This window comes from Micromonospora sp. L31, from assembly GCF_052068075.1.
GTDB lineage: Bacteria > Actinomycetota > Actinomycetes > Mycobacteriales > Micromonosporaceae > Micromonospora > Micromonospora purpureochromogenes.
Genome location: NZ_JBQHDC010000002.1, coordinates 165,180 through 179,368, shown reverse-complemented (window position 1 = coordinate 179,368; position 14,189 = coordinate 165,180). Strand labels below are relative to the sequence as shown.

The following is a 14,189-nucleotide window of genomic DNA, read 5'->3' as shown; positions in this document are numbered from 1 at the left end:
GTCAGTCCGCTTCGATGCCGCCGGCCCGCAGAATCTGCCGGACCCGTTCGCGGGAGTAACCCGTCCGCTTGACCAGATCCACCTGGCGCGTGCCGGCCCGATACTCCGCCACCATCGCGCGGTGCAGCTCGGCGCGGGCCTGTTCAACCCTGGCACGGGCGTCTGCCTTGATCTGCCGGGCGGCCTGCGCGGCGCGTTCCTCCGCCTGCGGTAGCGCCTCTTCGGCAACCCTCAGTGCGCGCATAGCCCGGTCGAGATCCACTTGGCCATCTTCTCGTTGGCATCAAGATAGGCCAAGCCGGATGACCCCCCGACCGAGAACGTGCGGCAGGGGGACATCAGCGGCTATCCGGCGTCAGGCGAACACGACATCGTCGACGTCGATGGTGACGAGCTCGATGTCACGCACCACGGTTCCGTCCTCCGCCAGCGGGTAGACGCGCCGCCGGGTCGGGACCATGATGCCGCCGAACTCCTTGTGGTCCGAGCAGTAGTGCGCGGCCGGCCCCGCGTTGAGGACCTCGGCCGTGTAGTCGTGCCGGCGCAGCAGCCCGTCCTGGTCGAAGTAGAACGTCTGCTCCCGGGAGTGGGTGGCGATGTCCTCGGGGAAGACGACCTTGAGACGGTTCCAGGTCTCCCCCTCCTCGGTCACGGGAGACAGCTCCTCGGTCTGGAAGTCGGGCCTCGCGAAGGTGAACGGGGACGTCAGGTACGTCCACATGGCGTACCCGGCGAAGTAGGCGACGTCCAGGTCGTCCCAGGGGGTTTCGAGGACGTGGCCGGCGAAGGAGGCACGGGGGTTGAGGCGCTCGGCCTTCACCTCGCCGGTGTCGCTCTCCACGGCCACTCGCTGAGGGGTGAACGAGGTGTGCAGGTCAGGCGCCTTGAACGGGAAGTGACTGGCGTGCTGGTGGCGCAGGTCGACCCGTACGGCGGCCTGGTCGAAAATCCCCTCCTGGCCCTTGATGGCCCACAGCGCTCCGCCGGAGCGGAAGTGGGCAGTGGCCGAGCTGAACTGCTGGTAGCGGTCCAGGCCGCCATGGGCCTTGATGACGGTGTTCGTAAGGTCGCTCACGATCATTTTCTCCTCAGTGAGGTGGATCCGTCGTCCCGGGGTAGACACCGGTTGACCAGGCGCTGCTTACCCGGCCACCAGTTGAATATGACCGGTCGTCTTAGTAGTGGCAACGAGCGCTGGATCACATGACCGTGAGCTTGACGCGGCCAAGACGACCGGTCATATTTGCACCGGGAGGTGGTCCGTCTTGGCCAGGAAGAGCACGCGCGAAGAGATTGTCACGGCCGCGCTCGACCGGTTCCACGCTCGCGGGTACAACGCCGCCGGCGTCAACGACATCACCCAGGCGGCCGGCGTACCGAAGGGGTCGTTCTACAACCACTTCGACAGCAAGGAAGCCCTCGCCATCGTGGCGCTGGAGCGGTACGGCGCCGGACTCCGGCTCGAGGACCTCGCCGACACCTCGGTCCCGCCCGTGCAGCGGATCCGGGCACACTTCGAGTTCCTCCGCGACGAGGTCGTCGGACACGAGTATCACCGCGGCTGCCTGTACGGGAACTTCGGCACCGAGATCGTCGACCACCGGGACGCCATCCGGGACGCCGTACGGGACAGCCTCGACGAATGGGCCAGCCTCATCGCGACAACCCTGGCCGAGGCGCAGCGTGCCGGGACGATCCGCGCCGACGTTGACGCCGAGGTCACCGCCGGCTTCCTCGTCAACGCCTGGGAGGGCACGCTCATCCGGGCACGCACCGACCGCTCCCCCGCCGCCTTCGACGCCTTTTTCTCGGCATTCGACACCTTGCTTTCGCCGGTCTGAAGCGTGCCGCCGTGGTGGGCTGCTGAAACGCATCTCCATCCAGGTACCCGGCGGGTGCGGTGGAAGGCGCAGGTCCGCGGTGACAGCTCATGACCGCTGCCGGCCCGTGACACCCTGATGCTCACGCTCGGCACGTCGACAGCGGGTCTGCGGGTCTGCCAGGATCGGCGGATGTTGGTGAGGGAACGGCCGGTGGTGATTGCTGTCTGCGGGTGTCCGGGGGCTGGGAAGACCACCATTGCCTCGGCAACGGCTGGCCGCTTCGGTATCCCGTTCCTGACCCGCGATGAGATCAAGACAGGTCTTGGGCTGTCCTCCGCCTACGTCGCCGAGGACGGGCGGGTCCGGCTCGACCCGGACTTCCATGTTGCCGGTGGTCCCGTCAGCCGCCGGGCTGAGGCCGTGATGGTCGACGCAATCCGGCTGCTCGCGGCCTCAGGGGTGAGCTTCGTCGTGGAGTCCTCAGTGTTGTCCCGCGAGCTGCTGGGCGTGCTGCTCGCAGGTGGCACTCGAGTGCTGGCTGTTCACGTCGTCGCCCGGGAGGCGGTCATCGGCCGGCGACTTGGCGTTCGGGCGGCCGAAGGTGGGGCCATCGACCAGCAACTCCTATCCCTGTTCCAGCGGGGGGAGATGAAACGGTCGATCTTCGAACCGCCGGAGGGAGTCGACGCCGTCGTTGAGATCGATACCTCAGACCATGAAGCTCCGGCCATCGAGACGATCGTGGCGGCAGTCGTCGCCCTGCTTGGCCCGTCGCGAAGGGGAGGCGGCTCGTTACCGAGCGAGCCAGCAACGAAACATCGACCAGAGCCCCCAGGTAACTGGCGTCCCGGCCAGTCGGTGGAATCGCTCCGTCGGAGTTGAGCGAACCATCATGGTCGGTACGTGCAGGATCAAACCATCAGGCGTACGAGGGCCGACGCGGCTCCAGCAATTCGGTGACGCGGCCACGGTCGAGCACTTCGATGAGTGCGTCTGTGCCGCGTTCGCCCTTGACCCCGCGACCGGTACGAATCAGCCAGGCGGTAAAGGTCCGGCGTCGGGTCTTCGACCGGGCTGCGGGGTCGATCGGTCTCGCCGGCCCGATTCCGCACGAGCAGCGCCACACTGCGCCACGATGGCGGTGGCCGTCGACACCAACCGGCCGGAGGCGTTGATTCTGCCCGTCGGTCTGGTGCAGGTGATCCACCCGGCGGCCGAACCGGTGTGGTGGTGTTGACCGCGACCGACGGCGCGGCGGCCAATCGGGTGATGTTGTCGATCGGGCAGGCCCGGGTGTTGCGCTACCGGTTGGGTACGTTGATCGACGCCACGAAGCACAGGCGGGGGTAATCTCCGGTCCGCTTGGCGGACATCATGACGAGCGTTCATCTCGTACGTTGTCCGGCATGGCGGCAGACATCCAGTGGCCCGACGTTGTCGGCGCGGTGGGCGGCATCGTCGGCGTGGTCGCGGCGGTCGGGGTGGGCATCCCGGCGGTGGTGGCCGCCCGGCGTTCCGCCCGTGCAGGCGAGGAATCCGCGCAGGCGGCGAAGGACGCAGCGCGAGGCGCGGCCGACGTGGCGCGGATCGAACGAGCGCGAGAACATGCGCGTCTGGCCCCACCCGCTCCGCCAGAGATCAAGGCCGAGATCGAGGATCACCCGCGCCTGGGCGCGGACGGCGCTGGCCTGTTCGGCTCCATCACGGTGCCACGGGACTACAGGGTGAAGGCGGAGGCCGTGAGCGGCAACGCAAGGTCGCCCATCAGTCTCCCTCTCCTCCTGCGGGCTGGGACCCACTCGTTTGAGATCGAGAAGTGGCCGAGAGGCCGTGAGGAACCGCAGACCGAATTCGTGCTGGTGCGGTTCTGGCCCCCGGCCGAGGTGGACGAGGTTGAACACTGGACGTGCCCGTGCGACCGGCCGATTGCCGACGGGGACGGGCCAGGGCACTGGGAATGGCGGGTGCCTTTGGACTACTACAACCCGATTGTCAGCATCTTCTAGCTGTACCGGCCGATGCCCGGAGCCGCATCGATCGCCGCCGTCGTCGCGGCCCGTCTAGGACAGGGGAACGCTCATGCCGGCGTCTCTGAAGCGCATTCGAGAGACCATGAAGGTGGCCCCGACGGCCCGCAACAAGGGCCTGAAGTTGACCATCACGGTAGTGGCGTACGACAGCGGCATGGTGGAGGTGGACACCGTGCCCATGGATGGGGCCGACGCGTCGGCCGACTGGTTGGATGCGGCGGCGGTGGTGGCGGCCACCATGGCCGAGTTCCGACGGCAGGCGGCCAAGCGGCAGGCGTCTCTGGACGTCTGAAACCGTTACGGCGCAACAGGAACGGCCCCCACCATCATCCGGTGGGGCCGTTCGTTTCCCTCATGACGGCACAGGTGCGGTGGTGTCTGCGGTGACGCGGGTGACGGTCAACGCGACGTCCCAACGGGCCTTGTCGTCGCGGTGTTCGGCGTAGTCGAGACCGAAGAACACCCCGACCATCAGCAGGCCCCGGCCGTTGCGGACCTGCACGGGTCGGCCGGTCCACGATTCCAACCGGTCGGCGTCTGCGCTGGCCACCAGACGCAGCCGGAACGCGTACGTCCCGGCGGTACCGACCTGGGCGACGGCCGTACGGCCGGGGGTCTGGGTGCCATGGCCGGAAGCCACCCCTGCAATACTCGGTCTTCAAGCGGTATGCGTGACTATCAGTCCCTCGATGATCTACGTTTCCGCAGGTGGGGCGGGCGGGACTCGAACCCGCGACCGAGGGATTATGAGTGGCGTCCATAGCTAGGACCCACACCTCTACCGGTCACCCTAGTTGCATCTGGCGCTACTCTGGCCGACTAGATCAACCCTGGTGGCCTGCACTTCGCACCACGCGCCGCACCACGCCGAGAGCCAAGCGCCCCAGCCTGGTTGTTCTTCCCTGCGCCAACGGCGGGTTTTACTCGGTGTAGCGCCGAGCGCCAGACCTCGGGAGCTGATACCGGTAGCGCGTCGGTTTCAAGGATGTGTGAGCCGGCACCCACGACTCCCACACTCGGATCCGGCCACCGGACGTCTCAACACTGCCGTCCGGCAACCGCCGCCAGTCGATGAGGTCTACGACGACGAGGTGGGTGTCAGCCGCAGAGGCATGCTCAACCTCGTTGACCGTGAGCTCCACAGCGTCAGCGTCGCCGGACGACCCCTTGACCTCGATGTGAAGCTCGTGCTGCCCAGCTACAGCGAGCACATCGTAGGACTTGGTGCTACCGACGTCTTTCACGTCATAGCCGCGGCCGCTGTAGTGGCTCAGTGCCCAGTCAACGGCGTGGCGCTCGATTGCCAGCCGAACCACCTCATCACGGAGGTACCCGGCACCCCGTCGTTTCCGAGCAGCAACTGCGAGCTCGGACGATGCTGGGCGTTGCCTCGGGATCCGACCCTGATCTGCCTGGGGAATCTGCTTCAGCTCGGGAACCGCTGAGATAACAGCCGCCGGCAACTTCACCAAGTAGCCCTGCGCCGCTCGCACGGGACGCTTGTCGGAGAAGGCGAACGGGAAGTAGAGGCTTCCCGGGTGGCGTGCCTCTAGCTGTTCCTTGATCCTCCGAAGCTTGCCCTCGGCCCTTCGAAAGGCATCCTGAGTCACGGGACGCGCCAGGGCGGCGTAGCCAGTGAGGGCGTAGCGCCATGAGGGCTCAGGACCCGCAAGTGGACGGGTTCGACCATAGGTGCCCTGAGAGGCCCAGACGATCTCGTCTTCCTCCGGTCCTTCGGCCGCAGTCGAGTACCCGACGACCCCGGGGGCCCCGAGGAGCGACTTGTGCCAGTGAAGAACTACGTCTCCCGGCTGCACTGCGGTGACCAAGGCGTACGACCAATACTCACGCCCGGCGTCGTCGACCTGTGGGGCATGAAGGTCGGCGCCGAGGTCGATGCGGTCGGTGATTTCCATCCAGTAGCGCTCGGCCGGATCTCCGTGCCACCACTCGTTGATTGCCACGCGACATGTCTACCGGATCGGCCACATAGACGTTGCCCTCGACAGCAACTCTCCGACGCGGCGCGCCGGTGGGAGCCGGGGAAATATCCGAGCGGTCCTCTACAGTGGCCCTCAGTGCCTGCACCGCTCTTGGTCGATGCGTCGATGGCCGGTCGCCGGATGGCGACAGGTCATCGTGCCATCGAGCTAGGGAGGTGATATGGACACGCAGGACGGGAAACCGGTCGAGTGCAACTGCTCGACCACCACTCCGTCCGCCGCCGGCTGGCACCGGCGGCGGACGATTCGGGTGGCGCTCCTGATCCTTCAGGGATTGGCTTACGCGACGGCGACCGCGAACTCCGCGCTCGACATTGTCAGCAAGCTGACCTGACGGATCATCCCCTGCAACACGCTGCCCTCGTCGGGTCACAACTCAGGCGAGGGCAGTTGTGTATCTAGACAAGGCCTACTCTCGCTCAACCTCATCCATGATGCTGTGTACGAGGTTACACCGACCGCTAGAAACTCTCCGACACCCTGACGGAGATTTTTCCGGTCCGGTTACTCCAGGCGGTTACTCGACACGGCTGTCGGATCGATTACTCCGGCGATTACTAGGTAGGGCTACAGCGGGACACCAAGGTATCCGTACCACCCGTACCAAGCTCACTCCTCCTGGTCAGGTGCGGTACGGATTGGGTGCCTGGTACGGATTGATGCGTACCAGGGACGCGACCGGAGGCGGTCGGCGGTACGGATTGATCCGTACCAGGGGTGGCATCCGTACCGGCGTTGAGCTGCGGAAACGACGGTGGTACGGGTGGTACGGATGGTGCTGGGCAGTACCGCTGCCACGCGTCGGTGAAGCCCTCTCGGGTGTAGCCCTTCGCCTGCCCGACGGGGAACCGGATCGTCGTCGAGGTGATCCCAAACTCGCGGAGCAGGTCGCCGAGTCGCTTGCCTGTCAGGCCGCTCGGACCGAAGCCTGCCCACGGTGCTTCCTCGTCGCTGTTGAGCGCAGCGAGCAGGTCGTGGGTCGATGCGGCGGGCGGGTCGCCGAGCACAGTGAACGCGGTACGCACGTCGGCGAGCAACCTGACACGGGTCGACACGTTGCCCGCCTCGTCGGCCTCAGCGGTCAGAACGGTGACGGCCTGTCGGGCACGCGCCGGCCAGGTATGACCGGCCAGGTCGGCGACGGCCACAAGGGGTTCCCAGGTGTCGGCGGCACGGTCCTCGACGGGCATCGCAGGTTCCGCGGCTTCAAGGGTGGCGAGGTTCGCGCCGAGCCACACGGCCAGGCGCTGCGCGACGGCACGCAGCGCGGGGCCGTCGCGACGGTGCCGGTAGGGGGCGACCGTCTCGCCGGGAGCGCGGCGGCGCATGCGGACGACGACGGCACGGTCTTCGATGGTGTCGGGCATCGCGCCGATACCGGCGAGGGCGGCCATGGCGAAGGTGGGAATCTTCTCCAGCCGTTGCGTGCTGGCGTCCCACCGGATCGCGGGGCGGTTGCGCTGGTGGCCGGCGTTGAGCAGCCCGCGTAGGTCGTCGTTGGCGTCGGCGTTCTTCCCGCCGAAGATGGTGTCGGCCTCGTCAACCAGCAGCGTCGGCGGGTTGTCGCTGCCGATGGCCCGGTAGACGGCGGCGGGTGAGGCGTTGACGGTGATGAGCGGGTTGTGGCAGCAGCCCTCCACGATGTCGAGCAGCCGCGATTTCCCGCAGCGCTTCTCGGGTGCGCGGATGACGAGGCGGGGCGCGTGTGCCCACGCGGGTTGGGCGTGGGTCGCGGCGATCCATAGCGCGACGGCGTCGACCGCCTCAGCGCTGGGCAGGATGACGTACTTGGTGAGGCAGGCGTGTAGGGCGTCGAGGGTCGCGGCTCCGTCGACCGGGTCGGTGTGGCTCATGCGGTGACTCCTTCGTCTCGGAATCCGCCCCGGATGGCGGCGCGGATGTCACGGTCGGTCTGCTGGGCGCGGCGGCCGGCGTCGGTGAGGGCGGCGATGGCGTCGGCGGGGTCGAGGGCGCCGGCGGCGACCATGCGGGCGACGCCTCGGGCTGCGCCGTAGAGGGTGGTGCGGCGGGTGCCTTCGGCGGCGGTGGTGATCCGGTCGAGCAGCACGGCGAGCAGCCGGTCAGGGTGGGAGATGCTCCCCGCCTCGCGCACGCGGGTCGGACCGCTGGCGGCCTGCGCGGGTGGCGCTGACGGCGGAAGGCAGGCCGTGAGCAGCGCGGGGGGCATCTCCTCTACCGGGTAGCCGGGTATCCACCGGTAGGGCTGTCCGGTGCGCGGGTGGGTCGACGGTGGCAGCACGACGTAGCCGCCATCGGCCTTCACGTCGACCCCGGGACCGAGTCCTTGGCCGGACCTGCCCTGACTGCACGGCACTTGCCGGCCGGGGTGCCGGTAGTACAGGTGTAGGCCACCCGACCCGGTCTGCACCCGTGCCGTGGGCGGAATGAGGCCGGCGGCGATCAATCGGGTGAGAGTGTGCGCGCCGCCGTGGCCGGGGTCGACGTCGACCACCACCACCCCAGACGCCATGCCGGTGCGCAGGGCGAGCTGCCCGCGCGGAACGGCGGCGACGATCGCGGCGACCCGGTCTGGCTGGGTGCTGGCGGCGTAGAAGCCGTGGCAGGTCAGGTGACCGCAGGTGGCCGCGTCGTGGCCACGGTCGGCGGCGGCGCAGTCCGAGCAGTTGGCTACAGGGCGCTTGGAGCGGCCGAGCATGAACACGGGCCAGCCGTGCGCGGCGTAGCCGAGTGCGGCAGCGAGCAGGTCAGGCACCAGCGATCTCCTTCCGTGCGGTGCGGCGGGCGGCGCGGGCGGTGTCGAGGTCGATCAGCGCGCCGCCCTCGGCGGCGGCGGGGGCCGGGGCGGGTCGGCGGGACGCGGTGTCGGCGGCGGTCAGGGCCAGGCGCAGGAACACCCGGTATCGGCCGGCGTCTGTGCCGGTGAGCGGGTGCCGGTCGCCGACGTAGGCGACGTACGCGACGCCGGTCAGCGCCCGGATCGCGGCGTCGAGTTCGGCCAGGGTGCCGGTCAGCCACGCCTCCATCAGCCGGCCCGCCTCGGTGCGGGCCGACCGACGGTCAGGGCGCGGGTGACGGTGTCGCGCACGTCGGCGAGCAGGCCGAGCAGTTGCCGGCGAGCGGCCGGCTCAGCCGGTGCCAGCGCGACCCGTAGCCGGATCTCGGCGTGCTCGTGGCCGGCGGCGGTGCGGACGCGGGTCAGGACGGCGCGCCCGTGGCCGGGCAGGTCAACCACAATCTCTTCGGATCGGTGTTCGTTGAGGTTGCACCGGTGGTCGCGGGCGCAGAAGTGGGTGTGACCGGTCCGGCCGGCGCGGGCGGTCACTGGTGGCCTGCCCGGTACTCGGTGCGGACGTACTCGGCCAGGCGGCGGCCGATGCGAACGCGGCGGCCGGTGCCGTCGCAGCGGCGGCAGTCGCGCCGGGTGCCGATGGCGGTGCGGTGGTATCGGCGGCCATGGCAGCGGCGGCAGCGACCCCACGGGGACACCGCACACAGGATCAGGTACCACGCTGCGTAACCGAGGGCGGTGAGGCTAGCGAGCGACAGGATGGTGGTCACGGAATGCCTCCACAGGCCGTATTGGGGGTGCAGAGGGCCGACGCCGCTAGGAACTAGGGCGCTGGCCAGGTATCGGATGCGGTGCTAGCGGGGGTGCTAGGTCTAGCGGGGGGTGCCGCTAGACCTAGCGACCCACGGCTGTCCGGGTTAGGCGGCTTTGTCGCCGCGTCGCTTGTTACGCTCCGCGACCGCGTCGGTGATGTCGGCCCGGTCGATGCCGCGCCGGTTGGCGCCCTTGCCGGTGGTCGGGTCGGTGCCCCACACCTGCCCGGTGGTGATGCCGTAGGGCTTGAGCGCGGCGGTGAGCTGGTCGCGGGTCAGGTCGCCGTACGCCTCGGGGTTCAGCTCGGCGAGCCGGTCGGTCAGCGTCTCGGCCCACACCTTCGGCTCGGTCGCGGGAACGACGGTGAGGATGTCGTCCAACAGCGTGTCTCGCCGCGTGGCCGGGGTCGGAGCGGCCTGCCCGATGGCGTGCCCGGTCAGCGTCCCGGCCGCCTCCCGCAGGGCGCGCGCACGGCCGGTGATCTTCTCGGCGGTCGGGCCGTCGACGTAGAAGGTGCGCACGATCTGCGCGTCGTCGGCCGCGCCGACGAGGTAGCCGACGCCCTTGTCCTTCTTGGCGAACATGGTCGCCCGGATGCCGTTCTTGTAGGCCGAGGTGCCAAGGATCATGTCGTTCTCGATCTGGCCCATGACCCGCAGGCAGAACCGCGTCCCAGCGTTCGCGCTGACCCCGGTAGGCAGGCTCTTGGCGTCCGGCCGCTGCGTGGCCACGACCAGGATCACGCCCAGGGCGCGACCGAGCTTGATGACCTTCTCGGCCAGCTCTCCGGCTTCCTTGCCGAACTCCGGGTGCGAGAACAGCTCCTGCACCTCGTCCAGGGCGACCACGAGCCAGTGCAGGCCGAGCCTCTTGCGGCGGGCCAGTTCCGGGGTGACCTTGTTGTCCGGGCACACGGCCTTGGGCAGGCCCTTGATGACCGCAGCGCGGCGCTGGCATTCCTTGCGCAGCTCTCGCAACGCCAACAGCCCTTCTTCGGCGGTGTCGTCGTCCTGCCCCGACGCGTACCGCGCCGACACCTTCTCCAGTGGATCGAGTCCCCCGGTGCCCTTGAAGTCGAAGCACCACAGCTCCGCGTACGGGTCCAGCGCGGCGGCCAGCATTGGGACCTGGGTGGCGGCGGTCTTGCCGTAGCCGGGAATCGACCCGATCAGCAGGTTCGTGTACGGCAGGTCGAAGGAGATGACCCGGCCGCGCGGGTCGGTGCCGAACGGCACCGGCTTGGCGAGGTCGAAGCCGCCGGACGCCTTGAGTAGCGGCCAGGCGGCCGGCTTCGCGGCGGCCATGTCCTGATCCCCGACCCACAGCAGCAACCGGCCGGGGTGCACCTCCGGCTGCCCTTCGGGCCACACGCAGCCCAGCGGCCGGGTGAGGCCGGCGGCGAGCCGGTCACGTCGCTCGATCACGTCCCCGGCCGTTACGCCCGGGGGCAAGTCGATGTCCGCGCGCCACCCCGGCCCGTCGCGGGTGATCGGGGCAGTAAAGGCGATCGCGCGGTGGCCCTGCTTGGCGATGGCCTGGCTGATGCCGGCGATGCCGAGCACAGCCAGGGCGCGCACCACCACATCGGAGGTGAGCCGGGCCACGCGGGGCACGACCACGGCGGTGTCGAGCAACGGCTTGTCCGCCGGCTGTCCCAGTAGGCCGCACAGCGTGACCAGCAGCGCCAGCACTGCCCACCGCGCCCACTCCGGTGCCAGGGCGACCGCCACGCCCCCGGCGAGGGCGACGGCGAGGGTGAAGGTGGCGACGATGCCGCGCCACCGCACCCTGCGGTCACGCTGGCGAGACAGCTTGAGGTAGTCCTCGGCGCTCTCCCGCCGCACGGTGGCCTGCCGGACCGGCTCGCCTTCCCAGTCGAACAGCCAGCGGGTCGCCCCGGACAGCATCCGCCACGCCCCGACCGGGGCACGGATCGCCAGCTTGCCGGCGTACTTCGGAGTGCGGGTGGCGTGGTACGCGGTGGTGTGCAGGAGATGCCCCACCGCCCACCGCATCGTGTCGCGCAGCTCGGCGCGCGAGCGCAGCCAGGCCGGCAGGATCGGGCGACGCTGTCCGGCGCGCACACCGTCGAGGGTGAACCGCGGGGACCGCTGCGCGGCCGGCGAGTCGACCAGCACCGGCCCACCGTCGTCGGGGTCGGTGGGCCGGGCGGCGCGGGCGGCGTCCAGGTCGACCACGTTCGCGTTGGGGGCATCTCCGGTCAGGTCCGACTCAGCGGCCCGCCAGTCGAAACGGTCGTCATCTCGGGGGGAGGTCATGATGGGTGTTCCTCCAACGGTCTACGGATCAGCAGGGGGACCGGCGGCGCGGCGCAGGTTGGTAGCCAGGTGGCCGCGCCGCCGGGCGGAACTAGTCGTGCGTGCGGACGAGGTGCGCCAGGGCGGCGCCCATGCCGAGCACCGCCACCGGCAGGCAGGCCACGGCGGTGGTGATCCACCACGGGGCCGAGGTGACCCCGGCAGCAACGAGCAGGTGATAGGCGACCTGGCCGAGCGCGCCGACCAGCAGCGACGCGATGGCCGACCACTTGGCGAACCGGCGTGCCCGCTCCGGCACCCGGCCGGACAGCCACACGTAGAGCGCGTACGCGCCGTACGTCTCCACGCCGATCGGCAGGGTGATCGCCGAGTTGATGGAGAAGCTGTCCCAGATGCCCGGCAGCGGGTGCACCACCCCGAACCCGGTGAGTCCGCCTAGTCCGACCCACCCGGACCAGATCGCCACGAACGCCGGCAAGGCGAGCAGCACCACCGGCCACGCCGCCGCCCGCTGGCTGTCCATCGAGCCGGTCGGGATCGCCTCAGTCGTGATGTTGGTGCCCAGGTCTGCGACGGGTGCTGCCTGCTCCGACACGACCGGCGGCATGTCGTCGGTGACCGGCGGCAGATCCAGCACCGGGGCCGGGTCGGCGATCGGATCTGGGGTGGTGTCGGCCAGGTCCGTGGTGGGTTCGGTAGTGGCCGGCGGGGCGTCGGTGCGGGTGAGGGCGGCGAGGATCGCGTCTGCCTTCGGGCCGCCCACCCGCAGTTCCTTCTTGATGCGGTTACGCGACGGGATCTCGCCGAGCTGGTCGGCAAGGTCGCGGGCGGCGGGGATCAGGTCTTCGACCGGCCGGGGGAAGGCCGACAGTGTCGGGGCGGTCATGACTGGTGTCCCTCCGATACGTCAGTGCCGTAGATGAGCGAAAACAGGGCTTGTTGCAGAGCCAGCAGGTCCGCCCCGCATCCGTCGTACGGCTCGACCATCGACGGGTAGCGGTGCGTGGCGAGCACCTGCGCCACGTCCAGCGCCAGACCGAACGTGAAGCGCGAGTCCCCAGCGGGGCGGGGAATCGGGAATCGACGGCTCATGGCGGCCACCGCCTATGCGGCCCGGCGGGCGGCGGAGCGAACGGCGAGCAGGGCACACGCTTCCCGCAGCACCCGACGCTGCGCCCGACGAAGCCGCTGCCAGTCCAACTCGGTCGGACCGGCGTCACTGGTCAGCACGACAATCTGCGCGTCGAGCAGCAGAACCTCGGCCTCGATCAGCGGCAACTCCTGCTCAATCTCGGAAAGATCGGCGGCGCTCGGCTCGTAGTCGAAGGTCGTCATCACGCCACGCTCCGGGTGGTGTAGTCGGCGGCGTCGACCAGGCCGTTCGCCAGGGCACCCGCCTCCATCGCGTCGATGGCCTTCGCGGGAACGACGTACCGGCCGCGAATGCGGATGGCCGGGAACTCGCCCACGCGGATTGACCGGTACAGCGTCATGTCGCACGTACGCAGCAACTGCGCTGCTTCGGCGACGGTGTAGAACCGCTGGGAGTGGCCAGCAGGTCGATCGGTCTTCATCGGTGTCCTTCCGCCTCGTTGACCTGGTGCACATAGGTTCCGATCACGAGGGGTGACACCTTCACCACCACACTGGACGCCTAGGGACGTCCTTGCTACCTTCAAGTCGTCCCTAGACGTGCCTTGGAGGCGACCATGCCGAACGACCGGCTACGCGACGCGATGCTCCGTAACGGCTTCACGCCATCGGCCGTAGCCGAGCAGCTGGGGGTGGACCCGAAGACCGTGGAACGCTGGATCACGCAGGGGCGGGCACCGTATCCGCGCTACCGGCACGCAATCGCCGCACTGGTCAAGGAGAGTGAGTCGTACCTGTGGCCGGACGCCGTGCCGCAGGAGCGAGCGAACCGCGTGGCGCAATCCGAAGTGGTGCAGGTCTACCCGCGCCGGGCGGCCGTCCCGGACGACCTCTGGCGACGGCTCATCTCGCAGGCACAGGAGCGCGTCGGCATCCTGGTCTACGCGGGACTGTTCCTGCCCGAACAGCAACCGCAGCTGGTAGCCACGCTCAAGACGAAGGCAGCGGCCGGTACGCGGGTTGAGATCCTGCTCGGCGACCCGGACAGTCCCGAGGTCGCGCAGCGCGGGGCGGACGAAGGCATCGGCGACGCGATGGCCGGCAAGGTTCGGAACGTGCTCGCTTTCTACCAGCGGCTACGCGACGTCCAGGGCGTGAACATGCGCTTCCACCGGACGACGCTCTACAACTCCATCTTCCGGTTCGATGACGAGATGCTCGTCAGCTCGCACGTCTTCGGCTTCCCGGCCGCGCACACGCCCGTCATGCACCTGCGACGGCTTGCCGGCGGCGACCTGTTCGACACGTACGCCGACAGCTTCGACCGAGTGTGGGAGTCGTCAGCGCCAGTGTGGGAGCCAGCAGTGACAGGCTAAGGG

The 14,189-nt window shown here is 69.1% G+C and carries 20 protein-coding genes; 6 read left to right on the top strand and 14 right to left on the bottom strand.

Annotated features, from left to right (window positions below):
• Window position 1 precedes the first annotated feature (1 nt).
• Window positions 2–262, bottom strand: a complete 261-nt coding sequence (locus ACTMS9_RS07380) for a hypothetical protein (RefSeq protein ID WP_280838027.1) — start codon at window positions 260–262, stop codon at window positions 2–4.
• Between the two features lie 93 nt (window positions 263–355).
• Window positions 356–1,075 (bottom strand): hypothetical protein, encoded by a 720-nt coding sequence (locus ACTMS9_RS07375; RefSeq protein WP_441164525.1) that lies wholly within the window; start codon window positions 1,073–1,075, stop codon window positions 356–358.
• A gap of 190 nt (window positions 1,076–1,265) precedes the next feature.
• Between ACTMS9_RS07375 and ACTMS9_RS07370 the strand changes: the two genes are divergently transcribed.
• The 4 genes from ACTMS9_RS07370 to ACTMS9_RS07355 all read left to right on the top strand — a co-directional run bounded on the left by ACTMS9_RS07370 (window position 1,266) and on the right by ACTMS9_RS07355 (window position 4,145).
• Window positions 1,266–1,841, top strand: a complete 576-nt coding sequence (locus ACTMS9_RS07370) for a TetR family transcriptional regulator C-terminal domain-containing protein (protein ID WP_441164524.1) — start codon at window positions 1,266–1,268, stop codon at window positions 1,839–1,841.
• A 171-nt stretch (window positions 1,842–2,012) separates the two neighbouring features.
• Complete coding sequence (locus ACTMS9_RS07365; RefSeq protein WP_441164523.1) at window positions 2,013–2,705, top strand: AAA family ATPase; 693 nt, start codon at window positions 2,013–2,015, stop codon at window positions 2,703–2,705.
• 524 nt (window positions 2,706–3,229) lie between these two features.
• The gene (locus ACTMS9_RS07360; RefSeq protein WP_441145680.1) at window positions 3,230–3,829 is read left to right on the top strand and encodes a hypothetical protein; all 600 of its coding nucleotides are present in this window, start codon (window positions 3,230–3,232) and stop codon (window positions 3,827–3,829) included.
• Window positions 3,830–3,902: 73 nt separating this feature from the next.
• On the top strand, window positions 3,903–4,145 hold the full coding sequence (locus ACTMS9_RS07355) for a hypothetical protein (protein ID WP_441145682.1): 243 nt from the start codon (window positions 3,903–3,905) through the stop codon (window positions 4,143–4,145).
• Between the two features lie 60 nt (window positions 4,146–4,205).
• Here the strand turns inward: ACTMS9_RS07355 and ACTMS9_RS07350 are convergent, their stop codons facing one another.
• Window positions 4,206–4,493 carry a hypothetical protein gene (locus ACTMS9_RS07350; RefSeq protein WP_441145683.1) on the bottom strand — a complete coding sequence of 96 codons (288 nt, stop codon included), beginning with the start codon at window positions 4,491–4,493 and terminating at the stop codon, window positions 4,206–4,208.
• 280 nt (window positions 4,494–4,773) lie between these two features.
• Window positions 4,774–5,817 (bottom strand): protein NO VEIN domain-containing protein, encoded by a 1,044-nt coding sequence (locus tag ACTMS9_RS07345; protein ID WP_441164522.1) that lies wholly within the window; start codon window positions 5,815–5,817, stop codon window positions 4,774–4,776.
• A gap of 199 nt (window positions 5,818–6,016) precedes the next feature.
• On the opposite strand from ACTMS9_RS07345, the gene ACTMS9_RS07340 reads away from it, so the two are divergent.
• On the top strand, window positions 6,017–6,190 hold the full coding sequence (locus ACTMS9_RS07340; RefSeq protein ID WP_441164521.1) for a hypothetical protein: 174 nt from the start codon (window positions 6,017–6,019) through the stop codon (window positions 6,188–6,190).
• A 223-nt stretch (window positions 6,191–6,413) separates the two neighbouring features.
• On the opposite strand, the gene ACTMS9_RS07335 is transcribed toward ACTMS9_RS07340, so the two are convergent.
• The 10 genes from ACTMS9_RS07335 to ACTMS9_RS07290 form a co-directional block, all read right to left on the bottom strand.
• The gene (locus ACTMS9_RS07335) at window positions 6,414–7,709 is read right to left on the bottom strand and encodes a DUF3631 domain-containing protein (protein ID WP_441164520.1); all 1,296 of its coding nucleotides are present in this window, start codon (window positions 7,707–7,709) and stop codon (window positions 6,414–6,416) included.
• Entirely contained in the window at window positions 7,706–8,590 is an 885-nt protein-coding gene (locus ACTMS9_RS07330; RefSeq protein WP_441164519.1) for a bifunctional DNA primase/polymerase, read from the bottom strand. Before ACTMS9_RS07330 ends, ACTMS9_RS07335 begins: the two co-directional genes overlap by 4 nt.
• On the bottom strand, window positions 8,583–8,861 hold the full coding sequence (locus ACTMS9_RS07325; protein ID WP_441164518.1) for a hypothetical protein: 279 nt from the start codon (window positions 8,859–8,861) through the stop codon (window positions 8,583–8,585). Before ACTMS9_RS07325 ends, ACTMS9_RS07330 begins: the two co-directional genes overlap by 8 nt.
• Window positions 8,861–9,160, bottom strand: a complete 300-nt coding sequence (locus ACTMS9_RS07320) for a hypothetical protein (RefSeq protein ID WP_441164517.1) — start codon at window positions 9,158–9,160, stop codon at window positions 8,861–8,863. Before ACTMS9_RS07320 ends, ACTMS9_RS07325 begins: the two co-directional genes overlap by 1 nt.
• Window positions 9,157–9,396 carry a hypothetical protein gene (locus ACTMS9_RS07315; RefSeq protein WP_441164516.1) on the bottom strand — a complete coding sequence of 80 codons (240 nt, stop codon included), beginning with the start codon at window positions 9,394–9,396 and terminating at the stop codon, window positions 9,157–9,159. The genes ACTMS9_RS07320 and ACTMS9_RS07315 overlap by 4 nt, the downstream gene beginning before the upstream one ends.
• Window positions 9,397–9,543: 147 nt before the next feature.
• Entirely contained in the window at window positions 9,544–11,718 is a 2,175-nt protein-coding gene (locus ACTMS9_RS07310; protein WP_441164515.1) for a cell division protein FtsK, read from the bottom strand.
• Window positions 11,719–11,809: 91 nt separating this feature from the next.
• Window positions 11,810–12,604, bottom strand: coding sequence for an ABC transporter permease (locus ACTMS9_RS07305; RefSeq protein WP_441164514.1), 795 nt, complete (start codon window positions 12,602–12,604; stop codon window positions 11,810–11,812).
• Window positions 12,601–12,810, bottom strand: a complete 210-nt coding sequence (locus ACTMS9_RS07300; RefSeq protein WP_441164513.1) for a hypothetical protein — start codon at window positions 12,808–12,810, stop codon at window positions 12,601–12,603. Before ACTMS9_RS07300 ends, ACTMS9_RS07305 begins: the two co-directional genes overlap by 4 nt.
• Before the next feature lie 12 nt (window positions 12,811–12,822).
• On the bottom strand, window positions 12,823–13,053 hold the full coding sequence (locus ACTMS9_RS07295) for a DUF6284 family protein (RefSeq protein WP_441164512.1): 231 nt from the start codon (window positions 13,051–13,053) through the stop codon (window positions 12,823–12,825).
• Complete coding sequence (locus tag ACTMS9_RS07290; RefSeq protein WP_441164511.1) at window positions 13,053–13,292, bottom strand: helix-turn-helix domain-containing protein; 240 nt, start codon at window positions 13,290–13,292, stop codon at window positions 13,053–13,055. The genes ACTMS9_RS07295 and ACTMS9_RS07290 overlap by 1 nt, the downstream gene beginning before the upstream one ends.
• 135 nt (window positions 13,293–13,427) lie before the next feature.
• Between ACTMS9_RS07290 and ACTMS9_RS07285 the strand changes: the two genes are divergently transcribed.
• Window positions 13,428–14,186: an XRE family transcriptional regulator gene (locus ACTMS9_RS07285; protein ID WP_441164510.1), complete on the top strand. Its 759-nt coding sequence runs from the start codon at window positions 13,428–13,430 to the stop codon at window positions 14,184–14,186.
• The last annotated feature ends 3 nt before the right edge of the window (window positions 14,187–14,189 follow it).